The organism is Comamonas testosteroni (genome assembly GCF_030505195.1).
In the GTDB taxonomy this organism is placed as follows: domain Bacteria; phylum Pseudomonadota; class Gammaproteobacteria; order Burkholderiales; family Burkholderiaceae_C; genus Comamonas; species Comamonas testosteroni_G.
In genome coordinates, this window is the sequence record NZ_CP129672.1 from 1,392,823 (window position 1) to 1,418,694 (window position 25,872).

The 25,872-nt window shown below is 60.6% G+C and carries 24 protein-coding genes; 4 read left to right on the forward strand and 20 right to left on the reverse strand.

Features of this window, described 5'->3' with window-relative positions; translation table 11 throughout:
• Window positions 1–36: 36 nt before the first annotated feature.
• On the forward strand, window positions 37–1,209 hold the full coding sequence (locus tag QYQ99_RS06390) for a carotenoid 1,2-hydratase (RefSeq protein ID WP_302091914.1): 1,173 nt from the start codon (window positions 37–39) through the stop codon (window positions 1,207–1,209).
• Window position 1,210: 1 nt separating this feature from the next.
• On the opposite strand, the gene QYQ99_RS06395 is transcribed toward QYQ99_RS06390, so the two are convergent.
• From QYQ99_RS06395 to QYQ99_RS06425, 7 genes are all read right to left on the reverse strand, one after another.
• Window positions 1,211–1,882 (reverse strand): TetR/AcrR family transcriptional regulator, encoded by a 672-nt coding sequence (locus tag QYQ99_RS06395; RefSeq protein ID WP_302091915.1) that lies wholly within the window; start codon window positions 1,880–1,882, stop codon window positions 1,211–1,213.
• A 190-nt stretch (window positions 1,883–2,072) separates the two neighbouring features.
• Window positions 2,073–4,517, reverse strand: a complete 2,445-nt coding sequence (locus tag QYQ99_RS06400) for a membrane-bound PQQ-dependent dehydrogenase, glucose/quinate/shikimate family (RefSeq protein WP_302091916.1) — start codon at window positions 4,515–4,517, stop codon at window positions 2,073–2,075.
• Between the two features lie 223 nt (window positions 4,518–4,740).
• Complete coding sequence (locus tag QYQ99_RS06405; RefSeq protein WP_302091917.1) at window positions 4,741–5,733, reverse strand: branched-chain amino acid ABC transporter permease; 993 nt, start codon at window positions 5,731–5,733, stop codon at window positions 4,741–4,743.
• A 12-nt stretch (window positions 5,734–5,745) separates the two neighbouring features.
• Entirely contained in the window at window positions 5,746–6,630 is an 885-nt protein-coding gene (locus QYQ99_RS06410) for a branched-chain amino acid ABC transporter permease (RefSeq protein WP_003057801.1), read from the reverse strand.
• A gap of 48 nt (window positions 6,631–6,678) precedes the next feature.
• A complete protein-coding gene (locus QYQ99_RS06415; protein WP_003064413.1) occupies window positions 6,679–7,875 on the reverse strand; it encodes an ABC transporter substrate-binding protein in 1,197 nt (398 codons plus the stop codon).
• Window positions 7,876–7,930: 55 nt separating this feature from the next.
• The gene (locus tag QYQ99_RS06420; RefSeq protein ID WP_003057808.1) at window positions 7,931–8,650 is read right to left on the reverse strand and encodes an ABC transporter ATP-binding protein; all 720 of its coding nucleotides are present in this window, start codon (window positions 8,648–8,650) and stop codon (window positions 7,931–7,933) included.
• Between the two features lie 120 nt (window positions 8,651–8,770).
• Window positions 8,771–9,541 (reverse strand): ABC transporter ATP-binding protein, encoded by a 771-nt coding sequence (locus QYQ99_RS06425; RefSeq protein ID WP_302091918.1) that lies wholly within the window; start codon window positions 9,539–9,541, stop codon window positions 8,771–8,773.
• 718 nt (window positions 9,542–10,259) lie between these two features.
• Between QYQ99_RS06425 and QYQ99_RS06430 the strand changes: the two genes are divergently transcribed.
• Genes QYQ99_RS06430 through QYQ99_RS06440 form a run of 3 tightly spaced genes read left to right on the forward strand, consistent with a single transcriptional unit; the run spans window position 10,260 to window position 11,989 of the window.
• Complete coding sequence (locus QYQ99_RS06430) at window positions 10,260–10,649, forward strand: COG4315 family predicted lipoprotein (RefSeq protein WP_087084761.1); 390 nt, start codon at window positions 10,260–10,262, stop codon at window positions 10,647–10,649.
• Entirely contained in the window at window positions 10,650–11,177 is a 528-nt protein-coding gene (locus tag QYQ99_RS06435) for an RNA polymerase sigma factor (protein WP_053283575.1), read from the forward strand.
• Window positions 11,178–11,188: 11 nt separating this feature from the next.
• Window positions 11,189–11,989, forward strand: coding sequence for an anti-sigma factor family protein (locus QYQ99_RS06440; RefSeq protein ID WP_302091919.1), 801 nt, complete (start codon window positions 11,189–11,191; stop codon window positions 11,987–11,989).
• A 33-nt stretch (window positions 11,990–12,022) separates the two neighbouring features.
• On the opposite strand, the gene QYQ99_RS06445 is transcribed toward QYQ99_RS06440, so the two are convergent.
• Genes QYQ99_RS06445 through QYQ99_RS06505 form a run of 13 tightly spaced genes read right to left on the reverse strand, consistent with a single transcriptional unit; the run spans window position 12,023 to window position 25,843 of the window.
• Window positions 12,023–12,538, reverse strand: a complete 516-nt coding sequence (locus tag QYQ99_RS06445; RefSeq protein WP_302091920.1) for a DUF1178 family protein — start codon at window positions 12,536–12,538, stop codon at window positions 12,023–12,025.
• 8 nt (window positions 12,539–12,546) lie between these two features.
• On the reverse strand, window positions 12,547–12,852 hold the full coding sequence (locus QYQ99_RS06450) for a DUF2818 family protein (RefSeq protein ID WP_003057814.1): 306 nt from the start codon (window positions 12,850–12,852) through the stop codon (window positions 12,547–12,549).
• 56 nt (window positions 12,853–12,908) lie between these two features.
• Window positions 12,909–14,402: an NADH-quinone oxidoreductase subunit NuoN gene (gene nuoN / locus QYQ99_RS06455; protein WP_302091921.1), complete on the reverse strand. Its 1,494-nt coding sequence runs from the start codon at window positions 14,400–14,402 to the stop codon at window positions 12,909–12,911.
• Window positions 14,403–14,426: 24 nt separating this feature from the next.
• Window positions 14,427–15,902: an NADH-quinone oxidoreductase subunit M gene (locus tag QYQ99_RS06460; RefSeq protein ID WP_302091922.1), complete on the reverse strand. Its 1,476-nt coding sequence runs from the start codon at window positions 15,900–15,902 to the stop codon at window positions 14,427–14,429.
• Window positions 15,903–15,918: 16 nt separating this feature from the next.
• Window positions 15,919–17,955: an NADH-quinone oxidoreductase subunit L gene (gene nuoL / locus QYQ99_RS06465; RefSeq protein ID WP_302091923.1), complete on the reverse strand. Its 2,037-nt coding sequence runs from the start codon at window positions 17,953–17,955 to the stop codon at window positions 15,919–15,921.
• A gap of 30 nt (window positions 17,956–17,985) precedes the next feature.
• Window positions 17,986–18,294: an NADH-quinone oxidoreductase subunit NuoK gene (gene nuoK / locus QYQ99_RS06470; protein WP_003057821.1), complete on the reverse strand. Its 309-nt coding sequence runs from the start codon at window positions 18,292–18,294 to the stop codon at window positions 17,986–17,988.
• The gene (locus QYQ99_RS06475; RefSeq protein WP_302091924.1) at window positions 18,291–18,971 is read right to left on the reverse strand and encodes an NADH-quinone oxidoreductase subunit J; all 681 of its coding nucleotides are present in this window, start codon (window positions 18,969–18,971) and stop codon (window positions 18,291–18,293) included. The genes nuoK and QYQ99_RS06475 overlap by 4 nt, the downstream gene beginning before the upstream one ends.
• Before the next feature lie 34 nt (window positions 18,972–19,005).
• Window positions 19,006–19,515 (reverse strand): NADH-quinone oxidoreductase subunit NuoI, encoded by a 510-nt coding sequence (gene nuoI, locus QYQ99_RS06480; protein ID WP_003057824.1) that lies wholly within the window; start codon window positions 19,513–19,515, stop codon window positions 19,006–19,008.
• A gap of 11 nt (window positions 19,516–19,526) precedes the next feature.
• Window positions 19,527–20,603 carry an NADH-quinone oxidoreductase subunit NuoH gene (gene nuoH / locus QYQ99_RS06485; RefSeq protein ID WP_294257745.1) on the reverse strand — a complete coding sequence of 359 codons (1,077 nt, stop codon included), beginning with the start codon at window positions 20,601–20,603 and terminating at the stop codon, window positions 19,527–19,529.
• The gene (gene nuoG, locus QYQ99_RS06490; RefSeq protein ID WP_302091925.1) at window positions 20,600–22,717 is read right to left on the reverse strand and encodes an NADH-quinone oxidoreductase subunit NuoG; all 2,118 of its coding nucleotides are present in this window, start codon (window positions 22,715–22,717) and stop codon (window positions 20,600–20,602) included. Before nuoG ends, nuoH begins: the two co-directional genes overlap by 4 nt.
• 23 nt (window positions 22,718–22,740) lie before the next feature.
• Window positions 22,741–24,105: an NADH-quinone oxidoreductase subunit NuoF gene (gene nuoF / locus QYQ99_RS06495; RefSeq protein ID WP_003064388.1), complete on the reverse strand. Its 1,365-nt coding sequence runs from the start codon at window positions 24,103–24,105 to the stop codon at window positions 22,741–22,743.
• Entirely contained in the window at window positions 24,102–24,593 is a 492-nt protein-coding gene (gene nuoE, locus QYQ99_RS06500) for an NADH-quinone oxidoreductase subunit NuoE (protein WP_003057829.1), read from the reverse strand. Before nuoE ends, nuoF begins: the two co-directional genes overlap by 4 nt.
• Window positions 24,590–25,843, reverse strand: a complete 1,254-nt coding sequence (locus QYQ99_RS06505; protein ID WP_302091926.1) for an NADH-quinone oxidoreductase subunit D — start codon at window positions 25,841–25,843, stop codon at window positions 24,590–24,592. Before QYQ99_RS06505 ends, nuoE begins: the two co-directional genes overlap by 4 nt.
• Between the last annotated feature and the right edge of the window lie 29 nt (window positions 25,844–25,872).

Consider the following 25,872-nt stretch of genomic DNA (forward strand, 5'->3'; position numbering starts at 1 on the left):
ATGGCGTTGCGCTGATCGGCTGGGCGACAATGGGCGATGCCTTATCAGCCCACGCCCTCCCCGCCTCAACAACCGGCACTGCTGGCCCTGTCACGCAGGCAGTCCCTGCAGACGCTGGCTGCTGCCGGTCTGGGCTGGGCGGCTCTGGGCCTGCCTCTGCCAGGCATGGCGTTGCCCTCCAGAACCTTGCAGTTTCCTCGCGACTTCGGCAGCCACCCTGATCTGCAGACCGAGTGGTGGTACATCACCGGGCAGTTGCAGGCCGGCGGCAAGCCCTGGGGCTTTCAGCTGACGTTCTTTCGCTCACGCATCGAAGCCGCACAAGGCCTGCAATCGGCGCTCGCGGCCAAGCAGCTGATCTTCGCCCATGCGGCCCTGTGCGATGTCGAGGGCCAAAAGCTGCGCCACGACCAGCGCATGGCGCGCGCGGGACTGGGCCTGGCCGGAGCCAGCGAAAACGATACCGATGTGCATCTCAACGACTGGTATCTCCAGCGTCGACCCGTACCAGGACGAAGCGCCAGCGAAGCCAGCCGCTACGGCGCTTTGCTCAGCAGCCAGGACTTCACACTGGATCTTGAATTTGACAGCACGCAGCCATTGCTGCTGCAGGGCTTGAATGGTCTTTCACGCAAAGGCCCGCGTGAGGAACAGGCCAGCTACTACTACAGCCAGCCTCAGCTCAAGGTCGGCGGCTCCATCACCGTGGACGGGCAAAAACTGCCTGTGCAAGCCAGCGCGCACAACCGCGCCTGGCTGGACCATGAATGCAGCGCGGCCATCATGGACCCAGAGGCCCAAGGCTGGGACTGGATTGGCATGAACCTCGATGACGGCAGCGCCCTCACGGCCTTTCATCTGCGCCAACGCAATGGCTCGGCACTGTGGGCCGGTGGTTCATTTCGCGCGCCGAACCAGAACGCGCAAATCTTTGCAGCCGATCAGGTACGGTTCAAACCGCTGCGCCACTGGAGCAGCCCGCACAGCAAAGCCAGTTACCCTGTGGCCTGGAGCGTGCAGACACCGGCGGGCCGTTTTGAGGTTCATGCGCTGGTGGACGACCAGGAACTGGACAGCCGCGCCAGCACCGGCGCCATTTACTGGGAGGGTCTGTGCGAGCTGCGCAACATCGGCTCCGACGGCAAAAGCCGCCGCGTAGGCAGCGGTTACCTGGAAATGACCGGCTATGCGAATGCGCTGAGGCTTTAGATCAGCCCCGCTCCTTGCAAACCAGAGCACTGAGCTGAGCGAGCAGCAGCTGCAGATGGCGCGCGCGCAGGTTGTCGCCCAACAGGTCGACCTGCAGCAGGCTGTGCCAGGTCGCTGCATGATCCACGCGGAAGCCGGACAGGGCCGAAATCAGATAGTGGACATCGACAGCGTTCAGCTGATCCTTGAACAGGCCCTGCGCCACGCCGCGCTGCACGATGCGCTCGATCGGCTCCAGCGCCGCCTTGCGCAGCAATTCGGTCTTGGATATCTGACCCAGCATCTCGCCGCCCTGGAAATTCTCCTGCAGCACCAGTCGCGTGAACTCCTGGTTCTGCTCGTGATACTCGAAGCTCTTTTGCGCCAGCGCATGCAGCGCCTGCAAGGGCTCCAGCGCATCGAGATTGAGCTGCTCCTCGGACTCGCGGATATCCGAGTAGCTCTGCTCGATGACCGCCAGATACACGTCTTTCTTGTTGCCGAAGTAGTAGTAGAGCATGCGCTTGGCGCAGCCCGCCTTGGCGGCAATGCGCTCCAGCCGTGCTCCGTCATAGCCGAAATTGGCAAACTCGGTCTTGCCCGCGTCTAGCAGGGCTCGGCGCATATCGGCCGATGCCTCGTCTGCCGAAGGCTGCTGGCCCCATGAATTTTCAAGACCTTGCTGCTCGCTCACAACCACATCTCCATTGACTCAAGCGCGCCAGCGTAACACGCAGCGCAGACATGAAAAAAGCCCACCACGCTTCCCACTGCGTGTGGTTGCTGCCCCTCCAAGAAGGACGCTTTTCATCCTGGGGCTGCCCGGCAATGAAAAAAGCCATGGCTCTTGCGAGCCATGGCTGGTCGGTTCAATGCATCCGTGCTTATTTGACGCTATCGGGCAGCGCGTAGGCAATCACGTAGTCGCCGCGGTCGGGCGACTGACGGGCACCGCCGGCCGAGATGACCACATATTGCTTGCCGGTTCTGGGCGACTTGTAAGTCATGGGGCCGCCCTGGCTGCCGACTGGCAGGCGGCCCTTCCAGATTTCCTTGCCGGTGGCGCTATCCCAGGCGCGCAGATAGTAATCCTGCGTGCCGGCAAAGAACACCAGACCGCCCTGGGTCGCCAGCGTGCCGCCCAGTGTGGGCAGGCCAACAGGCATGGGCATGCGCATCTTGATGCCCATGGGTCCCTGGTCCTGCACCGTGCCCACGGGCACCTGCCAGACCACTTGCTGGGTCTTCATGTCGATGGCAGTCAGCGTACCGAATGGAGGCTTCTGGCAAGGAATGCCCAGAGGCGACATGAAACGGTCCTTGATCACCGCATAGGGAGTGCCGCCCAGCGGCACCTGACCCATGCCGGTGTTGGGCGCTTCACCACCGTCGGACAGCTTGTCCTTTTTCTGCTGGGGCATCATCTGCACCCACAGGCCCAGACGCATGTCGTTCACAAAGATCAGATTGTTGCCTGGATCCGCAGACAGACCGCCCCAGTTCATGCCGCCCAGCGAACCCGGGAAGCTCAGCGACACATCGGTACCAGGCGCGGTGAACAGGCCTTCATAGCGCATGGACTTGAACTTGATGCGGCAGATCAGCTGATCCACCGGCGTTGCGCCCCACATATCGGCTTCGGTCAAGGTCTTGGTGCCGATCTGCGGCATGCCCACGGACAAAGGCTGGGTCGGAGCGTACTTTTCGCCGGGAATATGAGCGGGCTTGACGGCAATGTCCTCCACCTTGGTCAGCGGCTTGCCGCTGTGGCGGTCCAGCACGAAGATCTGACCGGCCTTGGTGCCGACCACCAGCGCCGGGGTCGTCTTGCCATCCTGCCCGGGGAAATCGATCAGCGTGGGAGCCATGGGAAGGTCGAAGTCCCACAGGTCGTTGTGCACTGTCTGGTACACCCATTTCTCCTTGCCCGTGGCGGCATCCAGCGCGAGGATGGAAGCACCGTACTTCAGGTCCGCTGCAGAGCGCGTGGCGCCATACAGGTCCACCGAGGCAGAACCCATGGGCAGGTAGACGGTGTTGGAGCTTGCGTCGTAGGTCGTTCCCGCCCAGACATTGGCCGATGAGCGGGTGTAGGTCTGGCCGGGCTTGAGCACTTCATTGGGCGTGGCCGAGCCGGAGTCGAACGCCCAGCGCTGTGCACCGCTCACCACATCAAAGCCGCGGATCACGCCACCGGGCATGTCCACCTGCACGTTGTCGGCCACGCGGCCTCCGATCACCACCGTGGTGCCGGCCACCGTGGGGGCCGATGTCAGGGTGTAGTAGGCGGGATTGGGGACATTGCCAATGCCCTGCTTGAGGTCGACCACGCCGTGATCGCCAAACTCGCCGCACAGCTCGCCGTTGTCTGCGTTGATGGCAAACAGACGCGCATCGATGGTGTTCATCAGAATGCGGCGCTTGCAGGTGGCGCCAGCAGGCAGGCTCACCGCCTGCACAGGAGTCGATCCCGGCACGCTGGGCTGAGCCAGTGCGGCATCCGCATCAAAGTAGGCAAGGCCTCGGCAGCGCTCCCACACACCGCCCACATGGGAGTTGGTGTCATGACGCCACAACTGCTTGCCGGTGTCGGCGTCCAGCGCAATCACGTTGTTGCTGGGCGTGCAGACAAACACCTTGTCGCCCACCTGCAGCGGCGTGGTCTGGTCTTCAGCGCCGGCACCTGTGGACTTGGGTACGTCGCCGGTACGAAAAGTCCAGGCTACCTGCAGCTGGTTCACGTTGTCCACGTTGATCTGATCCAGCGCGGCAAAGCGGTCATTGTTGCTGCTGTTGCCGTAATGGCTCCAGTCCTTTTGCTCGCTGGCCGCATCCACGGGCTTGCGTGCCACGGCAGACTGGGCCTGCACCTCGGGGTGAATCTGGAACATGGACACAAAGGCCGCCATGCCGGCCACCAGCATGACCGCCGCTGCCGCAAATGGCGCTTTGCTCGACGACACCTTGCCCGGCTCGCCGGCCTTGCGCAGCAAGGGCATGCTGGCGAGCACCGCCACGGCAGCAAAGGTCAGCGCCAGCAGACGCGAAATCAGGCTCCAGTAATCCAGACCGACTTCGGCCAGCGCCCACAGCACGGTCGCGCCGAAAGTGCTCAGGTAAAACCATGCGCCGCTCCTGCGGCGGCGAACCATTTGCACGCCGGACAGCAGCAGACCCAGGCCGGCGAGCAAAAAGTACCAGCTGCCGCCCAGGCTGATGAGCTTGCCACCGCCTATCAAGAAGAACAGGCCGGCAAGCGTCAGCGCCGCCCCCAGAACCCAGAGCCAGATGCGCGCGGCCAAGGGCTGCGCCTGCTCCTGATGTGTCATATCGAACCTCGAACTGTATGAGCCCGCGCGCGCACCGGCCTCCGGCGACGGCAAGGCATTTTTTGAAATGAGAAAAAAAGTCCATTGTTGTGAGAAATAAAGTCCATCGCTTGCAAACGTGTACCAGTAATTTCAGAAATATCTGAAACTTCCTACCCCTGACCGGAGTGATCCCAATCAAAAAAGGCCGCAGATGCGGCCTTGGAAGCAAGAGTGAAGCGCCTTATTTGCGACGCAGCAGCCAGGCGATCAACTCGCCCATGATGCCCTTGCGGAACAGCAGCACACAGAGCACAAAGATCAGGCCGGTGACGATGGTCACCGATTCGCCCAGCGTGCCGAACCATTCCACTCCCGTGGTGTGAGCAAGAAAGGTACCGAACTCGCCGATCTTGTTTTCCAGTGCCACCACGACCGCCGATCCCAGCAACGGACCGGAAAGCGTGCCCAGCCCCCCCATCAGCGTCATCAAAATCACATGGCCGGAGGTGGTCCAGTGCACATCGGACAAGGTGGCAAAGCCCAGCACCAGAGTCTTCAGAGAACCGGCCAGACCCGTCAGGGCCGCAGAGATGACAAAGGCCAGCAGCTTGAAGCGGTTGACGTCATAGCCCAGCGAGATGGCTCGCGGCTCGTTTTCCTTGATGGCCTTGAGCACCTGGCCGAACGGCGAGTGGATGGTGCGCACGATGAGCAGAAAAGCCGCCGCCACGATGATCAGCGCCACGTAGTACATGACCAGGTCGCTGCTCAGATCGATCACGCCGAACAATTTGCCGCGCGGCACGCCCTGCAGGCCGTCTTCGCCGCCGGTGAACTTGGCCTGCAGCGCGACAAAGAACAGCATCTGTGCCAGCGCCAGCGTGATCATGGAGAAATAAATGCCCTGGCGACGGATGGCCAGCCAGCCAAAGATCAGGCCCAGCAGACCGCCGATCACCGTGCCCAGCAACATGCCGACTTCGGGCGTGAAGCCCCAGGCCTTGATGCTGTAGCCCGCCACATAGGCCGCACCGCCCAGAAACGCGGCGTGGCCGAAGGACAGCAGACCCGTATAGCCCAGCAGGAGATTGAAGGCCGAAGCAAACAGTGCGAAGCACATCAGCTTCATGACAAAGACCGGATAGGCACCGAGGAAGGGAGCAACTATCAGGCCCAGCAGCAGCAGGCCATAGCCCACGGGGGCAATGCGTTGAACAAGCGTCTTGGATTTCATGTCGTGCCCCTCTTATTTTTCTTTACCGAACAAGCCAGCGGGGCGAATCAGCAAAACAATGACCATGATGAAAAACACGACGGTGGACGATGCTTCGGGCCAGAAAACCTTGGTCAGCCCTTCGATGACGCCCAGCGCCAGACCTGTGAGGATCGAGCCCATGATGGAGCCCATGCCGCCAATCACCACCACGGCAAACACCACGATGATGAGGTTCTGCCCCATCAGCGGCGTGACCTGGTAGACGGGAGCGGCCAGCACGCCGGCAAAAGCTGCCAGCGCGGCACCGAAGGCATAGGTCAGCGTGATCATCACGGGCACGTTGACGCCGAACGCCTCGACCAGGCGCGGGTTTTCGGTGCCGGCACGCAGATAGGCGCCGATGCGCGTCTTCTCGATCACAAACCAGGTTGCCACGCACACCACGATGGAAGCCACGACCACCCAGGCACGGTAATTGGGCAGGATCATGAAGCCCAGATTGGTCGCGCCTTCGAGCAGCTCGGGCGTGTCATAGCCCAGGCCCGAGACGCCGTAGACGGAGCGGAACACCCCCTCGATCAGCAGCGACAGCCCCAGCGTCAGCAGCAGGCCGTAGAGATGATCGAGCTTGTAGATCCAGCGCAGCAAAAAGCGCTCGATCAACACCCCCAGAATCCCCACCAGCACCGGCGACAGGATCAGCATCACCCAGTAGTTGATGCCGAAATAGCTCATGGCCATCCAGGTGCACATGGCCCCCAGCATGAACAGGGCGCCATGCGCAAAGTTGATGACATTGAGCAGGCCGAAGATCACGGCCAGGCCCAGACTCAGAATTGCGTAGAACGAACCGTTGACCAGCCCCAGAAGGAGCTGGCTCATCAGGCCGGGCAATGAAACGCCGAAGATTTCCATGAGAGATACGCTGGTGAGGGTGAGGTGTGCATCAAACCGGTAGTGCCATTACTTCCAGAGCGCGCACTTGGTTTCGGCCTTGGTGGTCCAGACCGTCTCGGCAGGCAACTTGGTCAGCACCTTGAGGTAGTCCCAGGGCTTGGTGGATTCGCTGGGCTTCTTGGCTTCGACCAGATACATATCGTGGGCGAACGTGCCGTCGGGACGGATCACGCCCTTGCCGTAGAAGTCGTTGATGGGCGTGCTCTTGAGGTGGGCCATCACCTTGTCGGCATTGGTGGTCTTCACCGCCTCCACGGCCTTGAGGTAGTTCATCACGGCCGAGTAGTCGGCGGCCTGCACATCGGTAGGCATGCGCTTGGTCTTGGCAAAGAACTTGTTGGCGAACTTGCGCGATTCGTCGTTCATGTCCCAGTACCAGCTGGTGGTGTGCAGCAGGCCTTCGGTGTTCTTCAGGCCCAGGCTGTGGATGTCGGTCAGAAAGACCAGCAGACCGGCGGTCTTCATGGTCTTGTTGATGCCGAACTCCTTGGCGGCCTTGATGGCATTGATGGTGTCGCCGCCCGCATTGGCCAGACCCAGGATATGGGCCTTGGAGCTTTGCGCCTGCAGCAGGAAGGACGAGAAGTCCGAGGCATTGAGCGGGTGCTTGACCGAGCCCAGCACCTTGCCGCCCTTGGCGTTGATGACCTTGGTGGTGTCGGCCTCCAGTGCCTGGCCGAACGCATAGTCCGCCGTCAGGAAGAACCAGTCCTTGCCGCCGCGATCCACCACCGCACCGCCGGTGCCCTTGGCCAGGGCCACGGTGTCGTAGGCGTAGTGCACGGTATAGGGGTTGCACTGCTCGTTGGTCAGCGCGGAAGAACCCGCGCCGCTGTTGAAGTGAACGCGCTTTTTCTCGTTGGCGATCTGGGACACCGCCAGTGCCGTGCCGGAATTGGTGCCGCTGAAGACCATCGAGATGCCCTGCGTATCAATCCATTCGCGCACCTTGGAGGCAGCGATGTCGGCCTTGTTCTGGTGGTCTGCGCTGACCAGCTCGATGGGCTGGCCCAGGGCCTTGCCACCGAAGTCGTCAATCGCCATCTGCATGGCGACCGCACCGTTCTTGCCCTCCACGTCGGCGTACAGGCTGGACATATCGGTGACAAAGCCGATCTTCACCTTTTCCTGGGCCTGGGCCAGAGGGCTGGACAGACCGGCCACGGCCAGCATGCACGAGAGAACGCTCAGTTTTGCTTTCATCTTTATCTCCACGGGTTGGGTCTTTGTTGTGAACGAATGGGAATTGCTTGCAGGCTCAGACACCCAGCAGCTCGTTGAGCACGGACATCTTCTCGTCCAGTTCGCTGGCTCCGAAGCGCAAGGCGACATGGCCATGCTCGACCACATAGAAGCGGTCGGCCAGCGGCGCGGCAAAGCGGAAGTTCTGCTCCACCATCACCACGGTGTAGCCCTTCTCGCGCAGCGTGGTGATCATGCGAGCCAGGGTCTGGACGATGACGGGGGCCAGACCTTCGGAGATCTCGTCGAGCAGCAACAGGCGCGCGCCCGTGCGCAGGATGCGCGCCACGGCCAGCATCTGCTGCTCGCCGCCCGACAGGCGTGTGCCCTGGCTGTTCCTGCGCTCATAGAGGTTGGGGAACATCTGGTAGATCTCGTCGATGCTCATGCCCGGCTGACCGGTCTTGAGCGGCGGCGGCAGCATCAGGTTCTCCTCGCAGGACAGGCTGGAGAAAATGCCGCGCTCCTCGGGGCAGTAGCCCACGCCCAGGTGGGCGATCTTGTGCGTAGGCATGTGAATGGTTTCCACGCCGTTGATCCTGATCGAGCCCTTGCGCGAGCCGGTCAGCCCCATGATGGCGCGCAGCGTGGAAGTGCGCCCCGCGCCATTGCGGCCCAGCAGGGTCACCACCTCGCCGGGATTGACCACCAGATCCATGCCGTGCAGCACATGGGATTCGCCATACCAGGCATTGAGTCCCGAAATTTCCAGCGCCGGAGTACTTGTCTTATTCATTGTTCATCTGATCTCAAAACTGGCACGAACCCAAGTCAGAAACACCAGGCAAGGGCCGCCCCGCAGCGATGGTGTTGTCCCCCTCAGGGGGAAGCCGCGTGAGCGGCACAGGGGGAGCCTTCAATGCACCCCCTGCAGTTGCCCGTCCGTGGTCCCCATATAGGCTTCCATCACCTGCGGATTGCGCGAAACCTCTTCGTAGCGCCCTTCGGCCAGAACGGCGCCTCGCTGCAGCACGGTGATGCGATCGGCGATGGTGGCGATCACCTTCATGTTGTGCTCCACCATCAAAATGGTGCGACCGGCAGAGACCTTCTTGATGAGCTGCGTCACGCGGTCCACATCCTCGTGGCCCATGCCCTGCGTGGGTTCGTCCAGCAGCATCAGCTCGGGCTCCATGGCCAGCGTGGTGGCGATCTCCAGGGCGCGCTTGCGACCATAGGGCAGGTTCACGGTCACCTCGTCGGCCAGATCCTGCAGACCGACTTCGGTCAGCAACTCCATGGCGCGGTCATTGAGCTGGTTGAGCGTTTTTTCGCTGGTCCAGAACTGGTAGGCCGTGCCCAGCTTGCGCTGCAGGCCGATGCGCACGTTCTCCAGCAAGGTGCAGTGCGGAAAGACGGCGGAAATCTGAAACGAGCGAATCACGCCACGCCGCGCAATCTGCGCCGGCGCCTCGCGGGTAATGTCCACCCCGTTGAACTGAATGCTCCCGGAAGTGGGCTCCAGAAACTTGGTCAGCAGATTGAAGCAAGTGGTCTTGCCCGCACCATTGGGTCCGATCAGCGCGTGAATGGAGCCACGCTGCACGGCCAGATCCACCTTGCTGACCGCGGTAAAGCCTTTGAACTCTTTGGTGAGTTGCCTGGTTTCGAGAATAAGGTCGCTCATGCGCTGGCCGTCAGTCCTGAATGCTGCAAAACAAAGAGGAGCGCAACTTGCTGTGCTTCCTCTGCCTGAGCGGCATCTTGGTCTTTCATGCTGCAGTGCCGCAGCGGGAAACTCCTAGGAATGGAGAGCTGCCGGACGTATGCTTTCCCTAATCCCCTGGAAAACAAATAGCAACAACATAAGTAATTGCAAACTTCAAACTCATCGCATCTGCAAGTCGCACCAGAGATAGCGGCATCCGCAGGAATGTCCAGCATCCAGTTCGAAATCTCTATAAAGCTTATGCCTTATACATATTGCGCTATCAATATTAATAAGACTGGGCGAAATATGTCCCCATCGCACAGCGCTCCCCAGATTGGCCCTGATGTCGTAAACCCTGAGCCCCTCAATTCCCACTGAAGTAACTAGGTTACTAGCCCAATGCCCGCAAATATGCTTGCCATTTGTCGCCCTTAAAAACCAAGGGCGACAAAGAGCGGCCATATCGCTATTAATTCAAGAGCTTACTCCGCTTTATATATAACATTTTCAGGCATTTTTATATTTCAAATACATACTCAGTAAGCGATAGCAGCTATTAAATTATTTATCCATCGATGCCTGAGCCCATGCCTGCAAGAGCTGCCGCGCTGCTCTTGAGTTCCGTCGTGAAAACGCATGGAATAAAACCCCTTGCAGAACTGTTTACTGCAGGTCAACCACAAGGAGAGACTTTATGTTTCGCATCGCTTCTCTGACGTTAGCTTCCGCCGCCCTGCTGGCTGCCTGCTCGACCGGCTCGGTCACTTCGGCCAAATCCCCTGCCACCACCCTCAACGGCGTGCTGGTAGGTCCGACCCAGATGACGCTTTATGTCTTTGACAAGGATGCAGCAGGCTCCGGCAAAAGCGTCTGCAACGGCGGCTGCGCCACCAACTGGCCGCCTTTGATGGCCCCCGCGAATGCTGCGCCGATCGGCGACTGGAGCGTGGTGATGCGCGACGACGGCAGCAAGCAATGGGCTTACAAGGGCCGCCCCCTCTATCACTGGGCCAAGGATGCCAAGCCCGGCGACATGACGGGTGACGGCTTCCTCAACAATAGCTGGCATGTCGCCAAGCCTTGAGTGAAGGTCGACGCCGCCCTGGTCCATATTCCCCGCCTGCGCCGCTATGCGCGTGCGCTGGCGGGCGATGCCGCGCTGGCAGACGATCTGGTGCAGGACACCCTGGAGCGCGCCTGCCAGAAGTGGGACTTGTGGCAGCCGCCGGCCGCCGCCTCGGTCGAGCAGGTGCAAAAGGCCTTGCTCAGCTGGCTGCTGACCTTGATGCACAACCTCTACGCCAATCAGTGGCAGCAGTCGTCGCGGCATCGCATGGTGGCGCTTGACGAGGCCCAGGACACGCCCCACGACCCCATGCCCAGACTGGCGCTGCAGCTGGATCTGGAGCGCGCCCTGTCCCATCTCACGCCGCAGGCACGCGAGGTGCTGCTGCTGATCGGCATGGAGCAGTTCAGCTATGGCGAAGCCGCGCAAATGCTGGGCGTGCCCGTGGGAACGGTGATGTCGCGCCTCTCGCGCGCCCGCGAGCAGCTCAGGCGCCTCATGGAAGGAGAAAGACCCGCGACGACCGTGTTGAGGGCTGTCAAATGAAGGAAAGTGCAATGACACGCCAGCGCCCCGATGAAACCACGCTGCATGCCTGGGTGGATGGAGAGTTGCAGCCCGATGCCGCTGCGGCCGTGGCGCAATGGCTGGCCGAGCATCCCGAAGAGGCAGCGCGCATGGCCGCCATCCAGGCGCAGAACGCAGGCCTTCAGGCTCTGCATGCGCAACTGCTCGATGAGCCGGTGCCGCCCCGGCTCATGCGATCGCTGCAAAAGCCAGCACTGCAGTGGCGCTGGCCGCATGCGCTGGCCGCCGGCCTCATGCTCAGCGTGGGCCTGGGTCTGGGCCTGGGTCTAGGCTATGGCGCAGGCCAGCAAAAATCCGCCTCGCACCAGGCCGACACGGCCGCTCAATTGCCGGGCTTTGTGCGCGAGGCGGCGGCCGCCCATGCCGTCTATGTGCCCGAGCAGCGCCACCCCGTCGAGGTCGCGGCGCAGCAGCAGGCGCATCTGGTGCAGTGGCTGTCCAAGCGGCTGGGCGTTGCGCTCAAGCCCCCGGTGCTGGAGGCCCAGGGCTTTCATCTCATGGGCGGGCGGCTGCTGCCCGGAGAGAGCGGCCAGGCCCGCGCCCAGTTCATGTACGAGGATCAGGCCGGCCAGCGCGTCACCCTGTATGTCTCGGTGCTCAGTCCCGAGACGGCGGCCACCTCCGCACCCGCCTCCTTTGAATGGAGCAGCGACGGTGCAAGCCATGGTTTCTACTGGATCGACGGCCGGCAAGGCTATGCCTTGAGCGCCTCCTTGCCACGCGAGCGCCTGCAGGCTCTGGCCAACGCGGTCTATCAGCAACTGAACTGAGGCCGCAGATCTCCGATCGGAGACTGGGTTGTCTTATTGCAGGCTGCCGCTGCCGCCTTCGCCGCTGGCCGACGACTCGGGCAAGGCCAGGGGCAGAACGCCAATGCCCTCTTCGATCAGCTCCATGGCCTCCCGGGCACTGGTCTGACCGCGAATGGCGCGTTCCTCGGTTTCGCCGTAGTGAATGCGGCGCGCCTCTTCGGCAAATTTCTTGCCGACATCCTCGCTGCTCTGCGCGACCTTGCGCGACCACTGCATCCACGCTGCCTGCATGGACTGAAGATGTGCGCGCGCCTCGGCGCTGATTTCGGGGCTGGCCGCAGGAAGTGCCGGCGCTGCGGCAGGGGCCGGTTGCGACACCTGGGCAGCTTTGGGTGGCTGGGCACCCAGATTCAGACGGGGAGCACTCAAGCGCTTGGTCACATCGCTGTCGCCGCAAACAGGGCATTGCACCAGCTTGCGCTGCAGCTGATTCTGAAAATCATCTTCCGAAGCAAACCAGCCTTCGAAGACATGGCCTGCAGGGCAGTGAAGATCAAGCACTTTCATGGCGCCACTCAACCCTTGCGGTGAACCAGATAGCGGTAAACGAAGCCGGGAAATGCCAGCGTCAAAAACAGCGTAGCAGTAATGGCATAGAACTCCCAGCCTTGGGGAGATATCTGGCCGGCGCGGCGCTCCAGCAGCAAGCCCAGACCACCCACCAGCAGATACAGGGCAATCATTTCCAGCAGGCGCACCCACAGCGGCTTGCGACCGGCCATGACGGGGCCGACAATGCCCAGACGCTGGTTGATAAAAGGCAAATTGGCTGCCACAAGGGCAGCCAAGATGATGAGCCAGATAGAGGCGGTTATAGACACAAAGCCATTCCTAGAAAAAGCGATGAGGGCATCGAGCCCTCATCACATTCGTCTTATCAGGAAGCCAGGGCACGCACAACGGCGTCAGCGCACAAGGCCATCAGACCGCCAGGCAAGATGCCCAGCAGCAGAACCAGCGCACCGTTGATAGTCAGCACAACGCGCACATCCAGAGGAGCAGACACGCTGGTAGCGGTGATTGGAGCATCAAAGTACATGACCTTGACCACGCGCAGGTAATAGAAGGCACCAATCAGCGACATGATCACGGCGAACACGGCCAGACCGATGTACAGGCTGCTGCCCGAAGCGACCAGTGCCTGCAGCACGGACAGCTTGGCGTAGAAGCCGACCAGCGGAGGAATACCGGCCATGGAGAACAGGCAGATCGCCATCACGCCGGCGTACAGCGGGCTGCGCTGGTTCAGGCCGGCCAGATCGGAGATCTCTTCGCTTTCAAAGCCTTCACGGGCCAGCAGCAGGACCACGCCGAACGAAGCCAGGGCGGTCAGCACATAGGTCACGATGTAGAACATCGCCGAGCTGTAGGCATTTTCGACGGTGGCAGGGTCGACCTTGCCATCCACCACACCCGACATCAGACCCAGCAGCACAAAGCCCATCTGGGAAATCGTCGAGTAAGCCAGCATGCGCTTGAGGTTGGTCTGCTGCAGACCGGCCAGGTTACCGATGAGCAGCGAGCAGACGGCCAGAACCATCAGCATCTGCTGCCAGTCGATGGCCAGCGGCAGCAGGCCGTCCACCAGCAGGCGGATGGTCATGGCAAAGGCAGCCAGCTTGGGCGCGCCGCCGATCAAGGCGGTGATGGCGGTAGGTGCACCCTGGTAAACGTCGGGCACCCACATGTGGAAGGGAACCACACCCAGCTTGAAGGCCAGACCGGCGACCACGAAGACCAGACCGAAGACCAGCACCTGGTGCTTGATTTCACCGGAATTGATGGCCTTGAAGACTTGTCCGACATCCAGCGAACCGGTAGCGCCGTAGAGCATGGACATGCCGTACAGCAGGAAGCCGGAAGCCATGGCACCCAGAACGAAGTACTTCATGGCGGCTTCGACGGACACGGTGTGGTCGCGGCGCAGAGCCACCAGCGCATAGCTGGACAGGGTCAGCAACTCCAGGCCCAGATACAGAACCAGGAAGTTGTTGCCGCTGATCATGATGAACATGCCCAGCAGGGCCAGCATGGACAGTGTGAAGAACTCACCGCCGCGCAGCATGTCGCGCTCGGCCGCATAAGGGCGGCCATAGACCATGGTGATCATCACGGCGATAGTGGCAAAGCACTTGAGCCAGTTGCCCATGGCGTCCGAGACAACCATGTTGCCCCAGCCGTAGAAGGTGTTGCCGCTTGCGGCGTACATGCCTTGCATCACCGCCACGACAAGCAGGGTGAGCATGGTCAGAACATAGGTGCCGGTGCGACGGGCGCTCTTGACGCCCAGGTCCACCAAGGCAATGACGCAGGCCATGACCAGGAGTGTGATCTCCGGGTAGATCGCCAGCCAGCTGATGTTGTCAATCATCTCGTGTCTCTCGTTTCAGTCTGGTCAGTTGAGCTTGCTCACAGCCACATGCTTGATGAGCTCTGCCACAGACACATCCATCACATCGGTGAAGGGCTTGGGATACAGACCCATGACCAGCACGGCCGCGGCCAACAGGCCAAGCACCAGGAATTCGCGGCAGTTGATGTCCTTGAGCTCAGCCACATGGTCGTTGGCCACTGCACCCAGGTACACGCGCTTGTACATCCACAGGGTGTAGGCAGCGCCGAAGATCAGAGCGGTTGCAGCGCCCAGACCAATCCAGAAGTTGTATTGCACGGCACCCAGGATCACCATCCACTCGCCGACAAAACCGGCTGTGGCAGGCAGGCCGCAGTTGGCCATGGCGAACAGCAGGGCAAAGGCAGCGAACTTGGGCATGGTGTTGACCACACCGCCGTAAGCGGCGATTTCGCGCGAGTGAACGCGGTCGTACAGCACGCCGATGCACAGGAACATGGCACCGGACACGAAACCGTGGGCAATCATCTGCACCAGGCCACCGGAGATGCCCAGGTTGTTGAACATGAAGAAGCCCAGGGTCACAAAGCCCATGTGAGCCACGGACGAATAAGCCACCAGCTTCTTCATGTCCTTTTGCACCAGAGCCACCACGCCCACGTAGATCACGGCAATCAGCGACAGCGTGATCATCAGGCCCGACCACTCATGCGCCGCATCGGGAGCAATGGGCAAAGAGAAGCGCAGGAAACCATAGGCACCCAGCTTCAGCATGATGGCGGCCAGCACGGCGGAACCGCCGGTAGGCGCTTCAACGTGAACGTCGGGCAGCCAGGTGTGGACCGGGAACATGGGCACCTTCACCGCAAAAGCGGCGAAGAAGGCGAAGAAGATCAGCGTCTGTGCGGTACCGGACAGGGGCAGCTTGTGCCAGTCCAGGATCTCGAAGCTGCCGCCCGACTGGGTGTACAGATAGATCAGGGCGACCAGCGTGAGCAGCGAGCCCATCAAGGTGTACAGGAAGAACTTGAAGGCTGCGTAGATCTTGTTCGGACCACCCCAGATACCGATGATCAGATACATCGGGATCAGAGTCGCTTCGAAGAACACGTAGAACAGCATGCCGTCCAGAGACGCGAACACACCGATCATCAGACCCGACAGGATCAGGAAAGCGGCCATGTACTGGTTAACGCGCTCGGTGATGCTGGTCCAGGAGGCGATCACCACGATGACGGTGATGAAGGCCGTCAGCGGCACAAACCACATGGAGATGCCATCCACGCCCAGGTGGTAGTGGATGTTGAAGCGCTCGATCCAGAGCGCGTTCTCCACAAACTGCATATTGGCAGTCGTGGTGTCGAAGCCGGTGACCAGAGGAATGGTCACCGCAAAACCGATCAGCGCACCGATCAGTGCCAGCCAGCGCACCGCGTTGGCCTGCCCTTCTTTGCTGAAGGCCAGCAGGAGGGTGCCAAAAGCAATCGGCACCCAGATAGAAAGACTCAACAAACCCATTTTTGTTCTTCCCCTACTACTTGTTGAGCCACACGAAGTACGTCATGAGGGCAACGATACCCAGCAGCATGACCAACGCGTAGTGATAGAGATAGCCTGTTTGCAGGCCGCGCACCCACTGACCGAGCTTGGCCATGAGCTTCCAGGAGCCGTTGACGATGGCGCCATCGATGATGGCCTGATCGCCGGCCTTCCAGAAGAAGGTACCGAAGGCACGGGAGCCGCGGGCGAAGATGTTCTCGTACACCCAGTCCACGCCGTACTTGCCTTCCAGAACCTGGTAGAGACCAATCTTCTTGGAGAAAGCCATGATGGCAGCAGGAATCTCGGGCTTGACCATGTAGAACACATAGGACACCACCACACCGGCCAGAGCCAGCCAGAACGGTGCAGCCGTGAAGCCGTGCAGCGCCATGGGCACCCAGCCGTGGATCTGCTCGGCCAGTTCGGCCATGGCGCCATGCTTGGAGCCATCGACGTGGATCACGCCCTTGAAGAAGTCGCCAAACAGCATGGGCATCAGCGCAATCGCACCAATCACCACCGAAGGAATGGCCAGCAGCACCAGAGGACCGGTCACCACCAGAGGCGACTCGTGGGGCTTGGCATCATGGCCATGCCCGTGGTCGTCGTGACCGTGGTGGTCATCATGGTGGGCATCGGGGTTCTGGTCGTAGCGTTCCTTGCCGTGGAAGACGATGAAGTACAGGCGGAAGGAGTAGAAAGCCGTGATGAACACACCGGCCAGCACTGCAAAATTGGCAAAGCCGGCAGCAGGCAGGTTGGAAGCATGAACCGCCTCGATGATCGCATCCTTGGAGTAGAAGCCCGAGAAGAACGGCGTGCCGATCAGCGCGAGATTACCCAGCAGGAAGGTGATCCAGGTGATGGGCATGTACTTGCGCACGCCGCCCATCCAGCGGATGTCCTGATTGTGGTGCATGCCCATGATGACGGAGCCGGCACCGAGGAACAGCAGCGCCTTGAAGAAGGCGTGGGTCATCAGGTGGAACACGGACACCGAGTAGGCCGACACACCCAGAGCGATGGTCATGTAGCCCAGCTGGGACAGCGTGGAGTACGCAATCACGCGCTTGATGTCGTTCTGGATGATGCCCAGGATACCCATGAACAGCGCCGTGATGGAGCCGATCACCAGGATGAAGTTCAGCGCCACATCCGACAGCTCAAACAGAGGGGACATGCGCGACACCATGAAGATACCAGCCGTCACCATGGTCGCCGCGTGAATCAGCGCGGAGATAGGTGTGGGGCCTTCCATGGAGTCCGGCAGCCAGGCGTGCAGCGGGAACTGGGCCGACTTGCCCATCGCGCCGATGAACAGGCAGATGGCAGTCACGGTCACCAGCAGCCAGCCCGTACCGGGCAGCTGGGTGTTCTGGATCTCCGGCAGCTTGGCGAAGATTTCAGAATAGTTCAGCGTGCCGGTGTAGGCAGCGATCAGGCCGATACCCAGAATGAAGCCAAAGTCACCCACGCGGTTGACCAGGAAGGCCTTCAGGTTCGCGAAGATGGCCGTGGGCTTCTTGTAGTAAAAGCCGATCAGCAGATAGGACACCAGACCCACGGCTTCCCAGCCGAAGAACAGCTGCAGCAGGTTGTTGCTCATCACGAGCATCAACATGGAGAAGGTGAACAGCGAGATATAGGAGAAGAAACGGTTGTAGCCGTCATCTTCTTCCATGTAGCCCATGGTGTAGATGTGAACCATCAGCGACACAAATGTCACCACGCACATCATCATGGCCGTGATGGAGTCGATCAGAAAACCGACTTCCATCTTCAGGCCACCGACAACCATCCAGGTGTAGATGGTCTCGTTGAACTTTGCGCCGTCGAATACGACAGCCTGGAACGTGAGGGCCGACAGAACGAAGGCCAAGAGCACGCTCAGAATCGTCAGGGAACTGCTGCCGGTGCGACCAATCTTGTTGCCGCCAAAGGCCGTGCCCCAGATACCCGCGAGTGCGGAGCCGACCAGCGGTGCCAAAGGCACCGCAAGCAGCATGGATGCAGAAAGGGTTTGACTCATTTCTTGAGAACCTTGCAAGTTACGGCGGACTCAACCCTTGAGGGCGTTGAGATCTTCCGCATCGATGCTTGTCTTGTTACGGAACAGCAGCACCAAGATCGCCAGACCGATGGCCGATTCAGCAGCAGCCACTGTCAGGATGAAAAACACGAACACCTGACCGTGCATGTCGCCCAGATAACTGGAAAACGCGACAAAGTTCATGTTCACGGCCAGCAGCATCAGCTCGATGGCCATGAGCAAGACAATCAGGTTCTTGCGGTTCAGAAAGATGCCAACCACGGAGAGTGCAAACAGCATGGCACCCAGCGTCAGGAAGTGGCCCAAAGTCAGCGTCATGCTTTTGTCTCCACAGCAGGCGCTGTAGCCGCGGCTTCAGCGTCAGGTTTTTGTGCAGGCTTGGTGCTGTCGACCTTGACCAGCTTGATGCGGTCAGAGGCGCGTACACGAATTTGATCTGCAGGGTTCATGGCCTTGCTGTCCTTGCGCTTGCGCAGCGTCAGGGCAATTGCGGCAATCATGGCCACCAGCAGGATCACGGCCGCTATTTCCACGGGATACAGGTATTCCGTGTACAGCAGCTTGCCCAGAGCCTGTGTGTTCGAGTAAGGAACGGTCTGGCCGGCTGCATTGACCATGGTCGCACCAACAGCCTTGGCGTCTTCGACATCGCCGAAACCGCCCATCAGCACCATGCCCATTTCAAAGGCGATCAGCACACCGATCAGGGCTGCGAACGGGAAATGCTTCCAGAAGCCGCGGCGCATGGAGTCGATACGGATATCGAGCATCATCACCACGAACAGGAACAGCACCATCACAGCGCCCAGATAGACCAGCACCAGAGCGATGCCGAGGAATTCAGCCTTGAGCAGCAGCCAGATGGCGGCCGCTTGCGAGAAGGCCAGAATCAGATTGAGCACGGCGTGCACAGGGTTGCGAGCCGTGACAACCCGGAAGGCTGCAAACAGCAGCACGACCGAGAACAGATAGAAAAAACCAGTTTTGGCGTCCATGGATCGAATCTTTTCAAGTGATCAAGGAGCCGCTTCAGCGGTACTTGGCATCTGCTGCCTTGTTGGCAGCGATCTCGGCTTCATAACGGTCACCCACTGCCAGGAGCATGTCCTTGGTGAAGTAGAGATCACCGCGCTTTTCGCCGTGGTATTCGAAGATGTGCGTCTCCACGATGGAGTCCACCGGGCAGCTTTCTTCGCAGAAGCCGCAGAAGATGCACTTGGTCAGATCGATGTCATAGCGCGTGGTACGGCGCGAGCCGTCGTCACGCACATCGGACTCGATGGTGATGGCCATGGCAGGGCACACGGCTTCGCAAAGCTTGCAGGCAATGCAGCGCTCTTCGCCGTTTTCGTAACGGCGCAGGGCGTGCAGACCACGGAAGCGTGGCGATTGAGGTGTTTTTTCTTCAGGGAACTGCACCGTGATCTTGCGACGGAAGGTGTAGCGACCAGTCAGGGCCATGCCCTTGGCCAGTTCCCAGAGCATGAAGCTCTTGAGGAAATCCTTGAAGGAGAAAGGTGTTGCAGCTACTGCAGACATACGTACTCCGCTTATTTCCAGATGTTCCAGGGCGAGTACAGCCAAGCACCCACAACCACCAGCCACACCAGGGTGACAGGAATGAAGATCTTCCAACCCAGACGCATGATCTGGTCATAACGGAAGCGCGGGAAGGTCGCGCGAATCCAGATGAAGCACGACACCACCAGGAAGGTCTTGATCGCCAGCCAGATCCAACCGGGGATGAAACCCAGGAAGTCGAACGGAGGCAACCAGCCGCCCAGGAACATGATCACGGCCAGGATGGAGACCAGCCACATGCTCGCGTATTCGGCCAGGAAGAAGACCGCAAAGCCCATGCCCGAGTACTCGACCATGTGACCGGCCACGATTTCGGCTTCGCCTTCAACCACGTCAAACGGGTGACGGTTGGTTTCGGCAACGACCGAGATCAGGTAGACGATGAAGATGGGCAGCAGCGGCAGCCAGTTCCAGGACAGGATGCTCACGCCCATGGATGCGAACTGACCCTGACCCTGGCTCATCACGATCGCCGAGAGGTTCATGCTGCCCGTGACCATGATGACCACCAGGAAACAGAAGCCCAGCGCGATTTCGTAGCTCACCATCTGAGCGGAGGCGCGCAGCGCACCCAGGAAGGCGTACTTGGAGTTGGAGGCCCAGCCCGCAATGATCACGCCATAGACCTCGATGGAAGTGATGGCCATCAGCAGCAGCAGGCCCGCATTCACGTTGGCCAGGGCCACATCGGGAGCGAAGGGAATCACCACCCAGGCCGCCAGGGCAGGCATGATGGCCATGACAGGACCCACATAGAACAGGCCCTTGGCAGCTGCCGTGGGCTGAATCAGCTCCTTGGTCAGCAGTTTCAGGCCGTCAGCCAGAGGCTGCAGCAGACCCGAGGGACCCACGCGGTTGGGGCCCAGACGGATTTGCATGAAACCCAGCAGCTTGCGTTCCCACAATGTGAGGTAGGCCACGGCACCCATCAGGGGAGCCACGATGGCCACGATGCCGAGCAGAATCCAGATGACGGGCCAGGCCACATCGGTCCAGAAAGGAGCGGCGGACAGGCCCGCGCCCCAGGCTTTCAATGCGTCGATCATGCGGCGCCTCCCTCACGAACCTGACGAGCGTCAGCCGTCAATTGCAGCGATGTAGCGCGGCGCACGATGCTGTCGAGCTGGTAAATGCTGGCGACTGCAGGCGCAGTCACATTGCCGGCGGGCACTGCGCTCACGGCCTGGGCCGCATTGCTCAGCACATTGGCAGGCACCTGGGCAGCGCCGCCAGTGGCCTCAGCCAGCACGTCTTGCGACGTCTCATAGTCCACGCCCGGCACACCCATCAGATTGGCCAGCACGCGCAGCACCTTCCATGCGGGACGCGTGTCGGCCAGAGGCTTGACGACGGCGTGGAAGCTCTGCAGACGGCCTTCGGCATTGACAAAGCTGCCCGAGGTTTCCGTGAACGGAGCAATGGGCAGCAGCACATCGCTGAATTCAAGGTTGGCCTTGAAAGGGCTCAGTGTCACCACCATCTCGGCCTTGTTCAGACCGGCGATGGCGGCCTTGCCGGCAGCGCTGTCGAACTCGGGCTCGTTGTTCAGCAAGATGGCTGCCTTCAGGCCGCCGTCAATCATTTGAGCCGCATTCAGACCGTTGCCAGCAGGCATGGCCTTGACCCATTGCGCGCCCACGGTGTTGGCGGCTTCGGTCAGATAGCCCACGGCAGCGCCGGTCTGCTCGGCAACCCAGCTGGCCAGAGCCAGCAGTGCGGAAGCCTGGGCATGGTGTGCTGCGGCATTGCCCAGCAGCACGGCCTTTTGCTCGCCGGCCAGCAGGGCAGCGGCAATCGCCTTGGCTTCGTCATGGACCTGACCGGCTACGGGAGCCGTCACGCCCTTGGCCTCGGCCACGGCGGCGGCCACATCGGCCAGGGCCTGAGCCCAGTCACCGGCAGCGACCACCGATGCGTTGACGGGCAAGGCCCAGTCATAGACGCGATCGTTGATGGCGAAGACCTTGCAGCCCTTCTTGGCAGCCTGGCGAATGCGCTGTGCGAACAGCGGATGGTCCTTGCGCAGGTTGGAGCCCACGATCAGCGCCGACTGCAGATTGCTCAATGCAGCGATGGGCAGGCCCAGCCACTGAACGCCTTGCGTGGCAGTGAACTCGGCATTGCGCAGACGGTAGTCGATGTTCTCGCTACCGATGCCGCGCACCAGCTTGCCAGCCAGGAACAGCTCTTCCACTGTGCTGTGAGGGCTGACCAGAGCGCCGATGGTGCTGGCACCATGGTTGCTCTTGATCTGCTGCAGGCCGTTGGCCACATACTCCAGAGCGGTCTGCCAGTCGACTTCCTTCCACTCGCCGCCCTGCTTGAGCATGGGCTTGGTAAGGCGTTCGTCGCTGTTCAGCGCTTCGTAGGAGAAGCGGTCGCGGTCGGCAATCCAGCATTCGTTGACCTCTTCGTTCTCGAAAGGCACAACGCGCATGACCTTGTGGTTCTTGACCTGAACGATCAGGTTGGAGCCTGTGGAGTCGTGAGGAGCCACCGACTTGCGGCGCGACAGTTCCCAGGTACGGGCGCTGTAGCGGAAGGGCTTGCTGGTCAACGCGCCCACGGGGCAGATGTCGATCATATTGCCCGACAGCTCGGAGTCCACGCTATCGCCCACCACGGTGGTGATCTCGGAATGCTCGCCGCGGTGAATCATGCCCAGTTCCATGACGCCGGCCACTTCCTGGCCAAAGCGCACGCAACGTGTGCAGTGAATGCAACGGCTCATTTCCTCCATGGAAATCAGCGGCCCCACGTTCTTGTGGAACACCACGCGCTTTTCTTCTTCGTAGCGCGAAGAGCTGCTGCCATAACCCACTGCCAGATCCTGGAGCTGGCATTCGCCGCCCTGGTCGCAGATGGGGCAGTCCAGCGGGTGATTGATGAGCAGGAACTCCATCACCGACTGTTGTGCCTTGATGGCCTTCTCGCTCTTGGTGCGCACGATCATTCCTTGCGTCACTGGCGTGGCGCAGGCGGGCATGGGCTTGGGAGCCTTTTCCACATCCACAAGGCACATGCGGCAGTTGGCCGCAATGGATAGCTTCTTGTGGTAGCAGAAGTGAGGAATATAGGTGCCGGCCTTCTCGGCTGCATGCATGACCATGCTGCCTTCCGTCACCTCGACCTTTTTTCCGTCCAGTTCAATTTCAACCATATGCTTGTCTCGCGATCAGGCGCTTATGCAGCCTGTTTGGAAGCGTTCTGGATCTTCGCTTCGAACTCGTGGCGGAAGTGCTTGATCATGGCGCGAACCGGCATGGCTGCCGCGTCGCCGAGCGCACAGATGGTGCGGCCCATGATGTTCACGGATACCGAGTCCAACAGCTCGATATCTTCCGGACGGCCTTCGCCGTGCTGAATACGGTTCACCACGCGCCACAGCCAGCCCGTGCCTTCACGGCAGGGCGTGCACTGGCCGCAGGACTCGTGCGAATAGAAGTACGACAGACGCAGCAGGCACTCGACCATGTCGCGCGAATCATCCATCACGATCACGGCACCCGAACCCAGCATGGAGCCGGCCTTGGAGATGGAGTCATAGTCCATCGTGCAGTCCATGATGATGTCGGCAGGCAGCACGGGCGACGAAGAGCCGCCGGGGATCACGGCCTTGAGCTTGCGACCGGTGCGCACACCGCCCGCCAGCTCCAGCAGCTTGCTGAAAGGCGTGCCCATGGGAACTTCGTAGTTGCCGGGCAGGTTCACGTCGCCGCTGACCGAGAAGATCTTGGTGCCGCCGTTGTTGGGCTTGCCGCATTCCAGATAGGCCTGGCCACCGTTGCGGATGATCCAGGGAACGGCCGCAAAAGTCTCGGTGTTGTTGATGGTCGTGGGCTTGCCGTACAGACCGAAGCTGGCGGGGAATGGCGGCTTGAAGCGGGGCTGACCCTTCTTGCCTTCCAGCGATTCCAGCAGCGCGGTTTCTTCGCCGCAGATATAGGCGCCAAAGCCATGGTGGGCATGCAACTGGAAGCTGAAGCTGCTGCCCAGGATGTTGTCACCCAGATAACCGGCCGCGCGGGCTTCTTCCAGGGCTGCCTCGAAGCGCTCATAGACTTCGAAGATCTCGCCGTGGATGTAGTTGTAGCCAATGCTGATACCCATCGCGAAAGCGGCAATGATCATGCCTTCGATCACGATGTGAGGGTTGAACATCAGGATGTCGCGGTCCTTGCAGGTACCTGGTTCGCCCTCGTCGGAGTTGCAGACCAGATGCTTCTGACCGGGGAACTGGCGGGGCATGAAGCTCCACTTCAGACCCGTGGGAAAGCCCGCACCACCGCGGCCACGCAGACCGGATTCCTTGAGCGTCGCGATGACCTGATCTTGCGTCAGGCCTTCGCCGCCGTCCTTGCCCAGCAGCTTGCGCAGGGCCTGATAGCCGCCGCGTGCTTCGTAGTCCTTGATGGACCAGTTGCTGCCGTTCAGATCTGCATAGATCTGGGGGTTGATGTGACGGTCGTGGAAGCAGGTTTCATTGCCGGTCGACGCGAACTTGGCCAGCACGGCATTGGCGGCAGGATTGTTCAGAATCGTGCTCATGCCTTGCCCTCCGCTGCGCGCAGGCCGTCGACCAGCTCGTCGAGCTTCTCATTGCTCATGAAGCTGCACATGCAACGGTCGTTGACCAGCATCACGGGCGAGTCGGCGCAGGCGCCCAGGCACTCGGACTGCTGCAGCGTGAACAGGCCATCCTTGGTGGTCTCACCCATCTTGATGCCCAGCTTGTGCTCCAGGTGGTGCAAGGCCTTGTAGCCGTCACGCAGCTGGCATGGCAGATTGGTGCAGACATTGAGCTTGTACTTGCCAACGGGCTGCTGGTTGTACATGTTGTAGAAAGTGGTGACTTCGTGCACCGCAATCTCGGCCATGCCCAGGACTTCGGCAATCACTGCCTCGCTTTCCTGGCTGACCCAGCCCTGCTCCTGCTGCACGATAGACAGGCAAGCCATGACGGCAGACTGTTTCTGGTCAGCCGGATACTTTGCCACCTCACGCGCAAAGCGTTCTCTGGTCGCTTCGGTAATCATCGGTCAACGTCTCCAAACACGATGTCCAGGGTACTGAGCACCATCACGGCGTCAGCCAGCATATGGCCACGGCTCATTTCATCGAGAGCAGCCATGTGCGCAAATCCTGGTGGACGAATCTTCAGTCGATAGGGCTTGTTGGCACCATCGCTGATCAAATAAATGCCGAACTCACCCTTGGGATGCTCGACGGAAGCATAAGCCTCGCCTTCGGGAACCTTGAAGCCTTCGGTAAAGAGCTTGAAGTGGTGAATCAGCTCTTCCATGTTGGACTTCATGGCTTCACGGCTTGCGGGTGCAACCTTGTGATTGTCCGTGATCACCGGGCCGGGATTGACACGCAGCCAGTCCACGCATTGCTTGATGATCTTGTTGGACTCGCGCATCTCGGCCATGCGAACCAGATAGCGGTCGTAGCAGTCGCCCGTAGCGCCCACCGGAATATCGAAGTCCAGCTTGTCGTAGACCTCGTAGGGCTGCGTCTTGCGCATGTCCCAGGGCAAGCCGGAGGCGCGCAGCATGGGGCCGGTCAGACCCAGGTTGATGGCGCGCTCTGCAGACACCACGCCGATGCCGACGTTGCGCTGCTTCCAGATACGGTTGTCGGTCAGCAGGGTTTCGTACTCGTCCGCGCACTTGGGGAAGCGCTGCGTGAAAGCATCGATGAAGTCCAGCATCGAACCCTTGCGGTCTTCGTTCATGGCCTCCATGGAGCGCACATTGCGCACCTTGCTGGCCTTGTACTGGGGCATGCTGTCCGGCAGGTCGCGATACACACCACCGGGACGGAAGTAGGCCGCGTGCATGCGCGCGCCCGAGACGGCTTCGTACATGTCCATCAGCGCTTCACGTTCACGGAAGCTGTAGATCAGGATGGTCGAGCTTCCGGCATCGTTGCCCGAGGAACCCAGCCACATCAGGTGATTCATGATGCGGGTGATTTCCGAGAACATCACGCGGATGTACTGGGCGCGAATGGGCACTTCGATGCCCATCAGTTTTTCAATGGCCAGGCAGTAAGCGTGCTCGTTGCTCATCATCGAGCAGTAATCCAGGCGGTCCATATAGGGCAGCGACTGGATATAGGTCTTGCTTTCGGCCAGCTTTTCGGTCGCGCGGTGCAGCAGACCGATGTGCGGGTCGGCGCGCTGCACCACTTCGCCATCGAGCTCCAACACCAGACGCAGCACACCGTGCGCTGCCGGGTGCTGCGGACCAAAGTTCAGGGAATAGTTCTTGATTTCAGCCATGGTCTTCCGTCAAAAGGCGACGTGCGCCT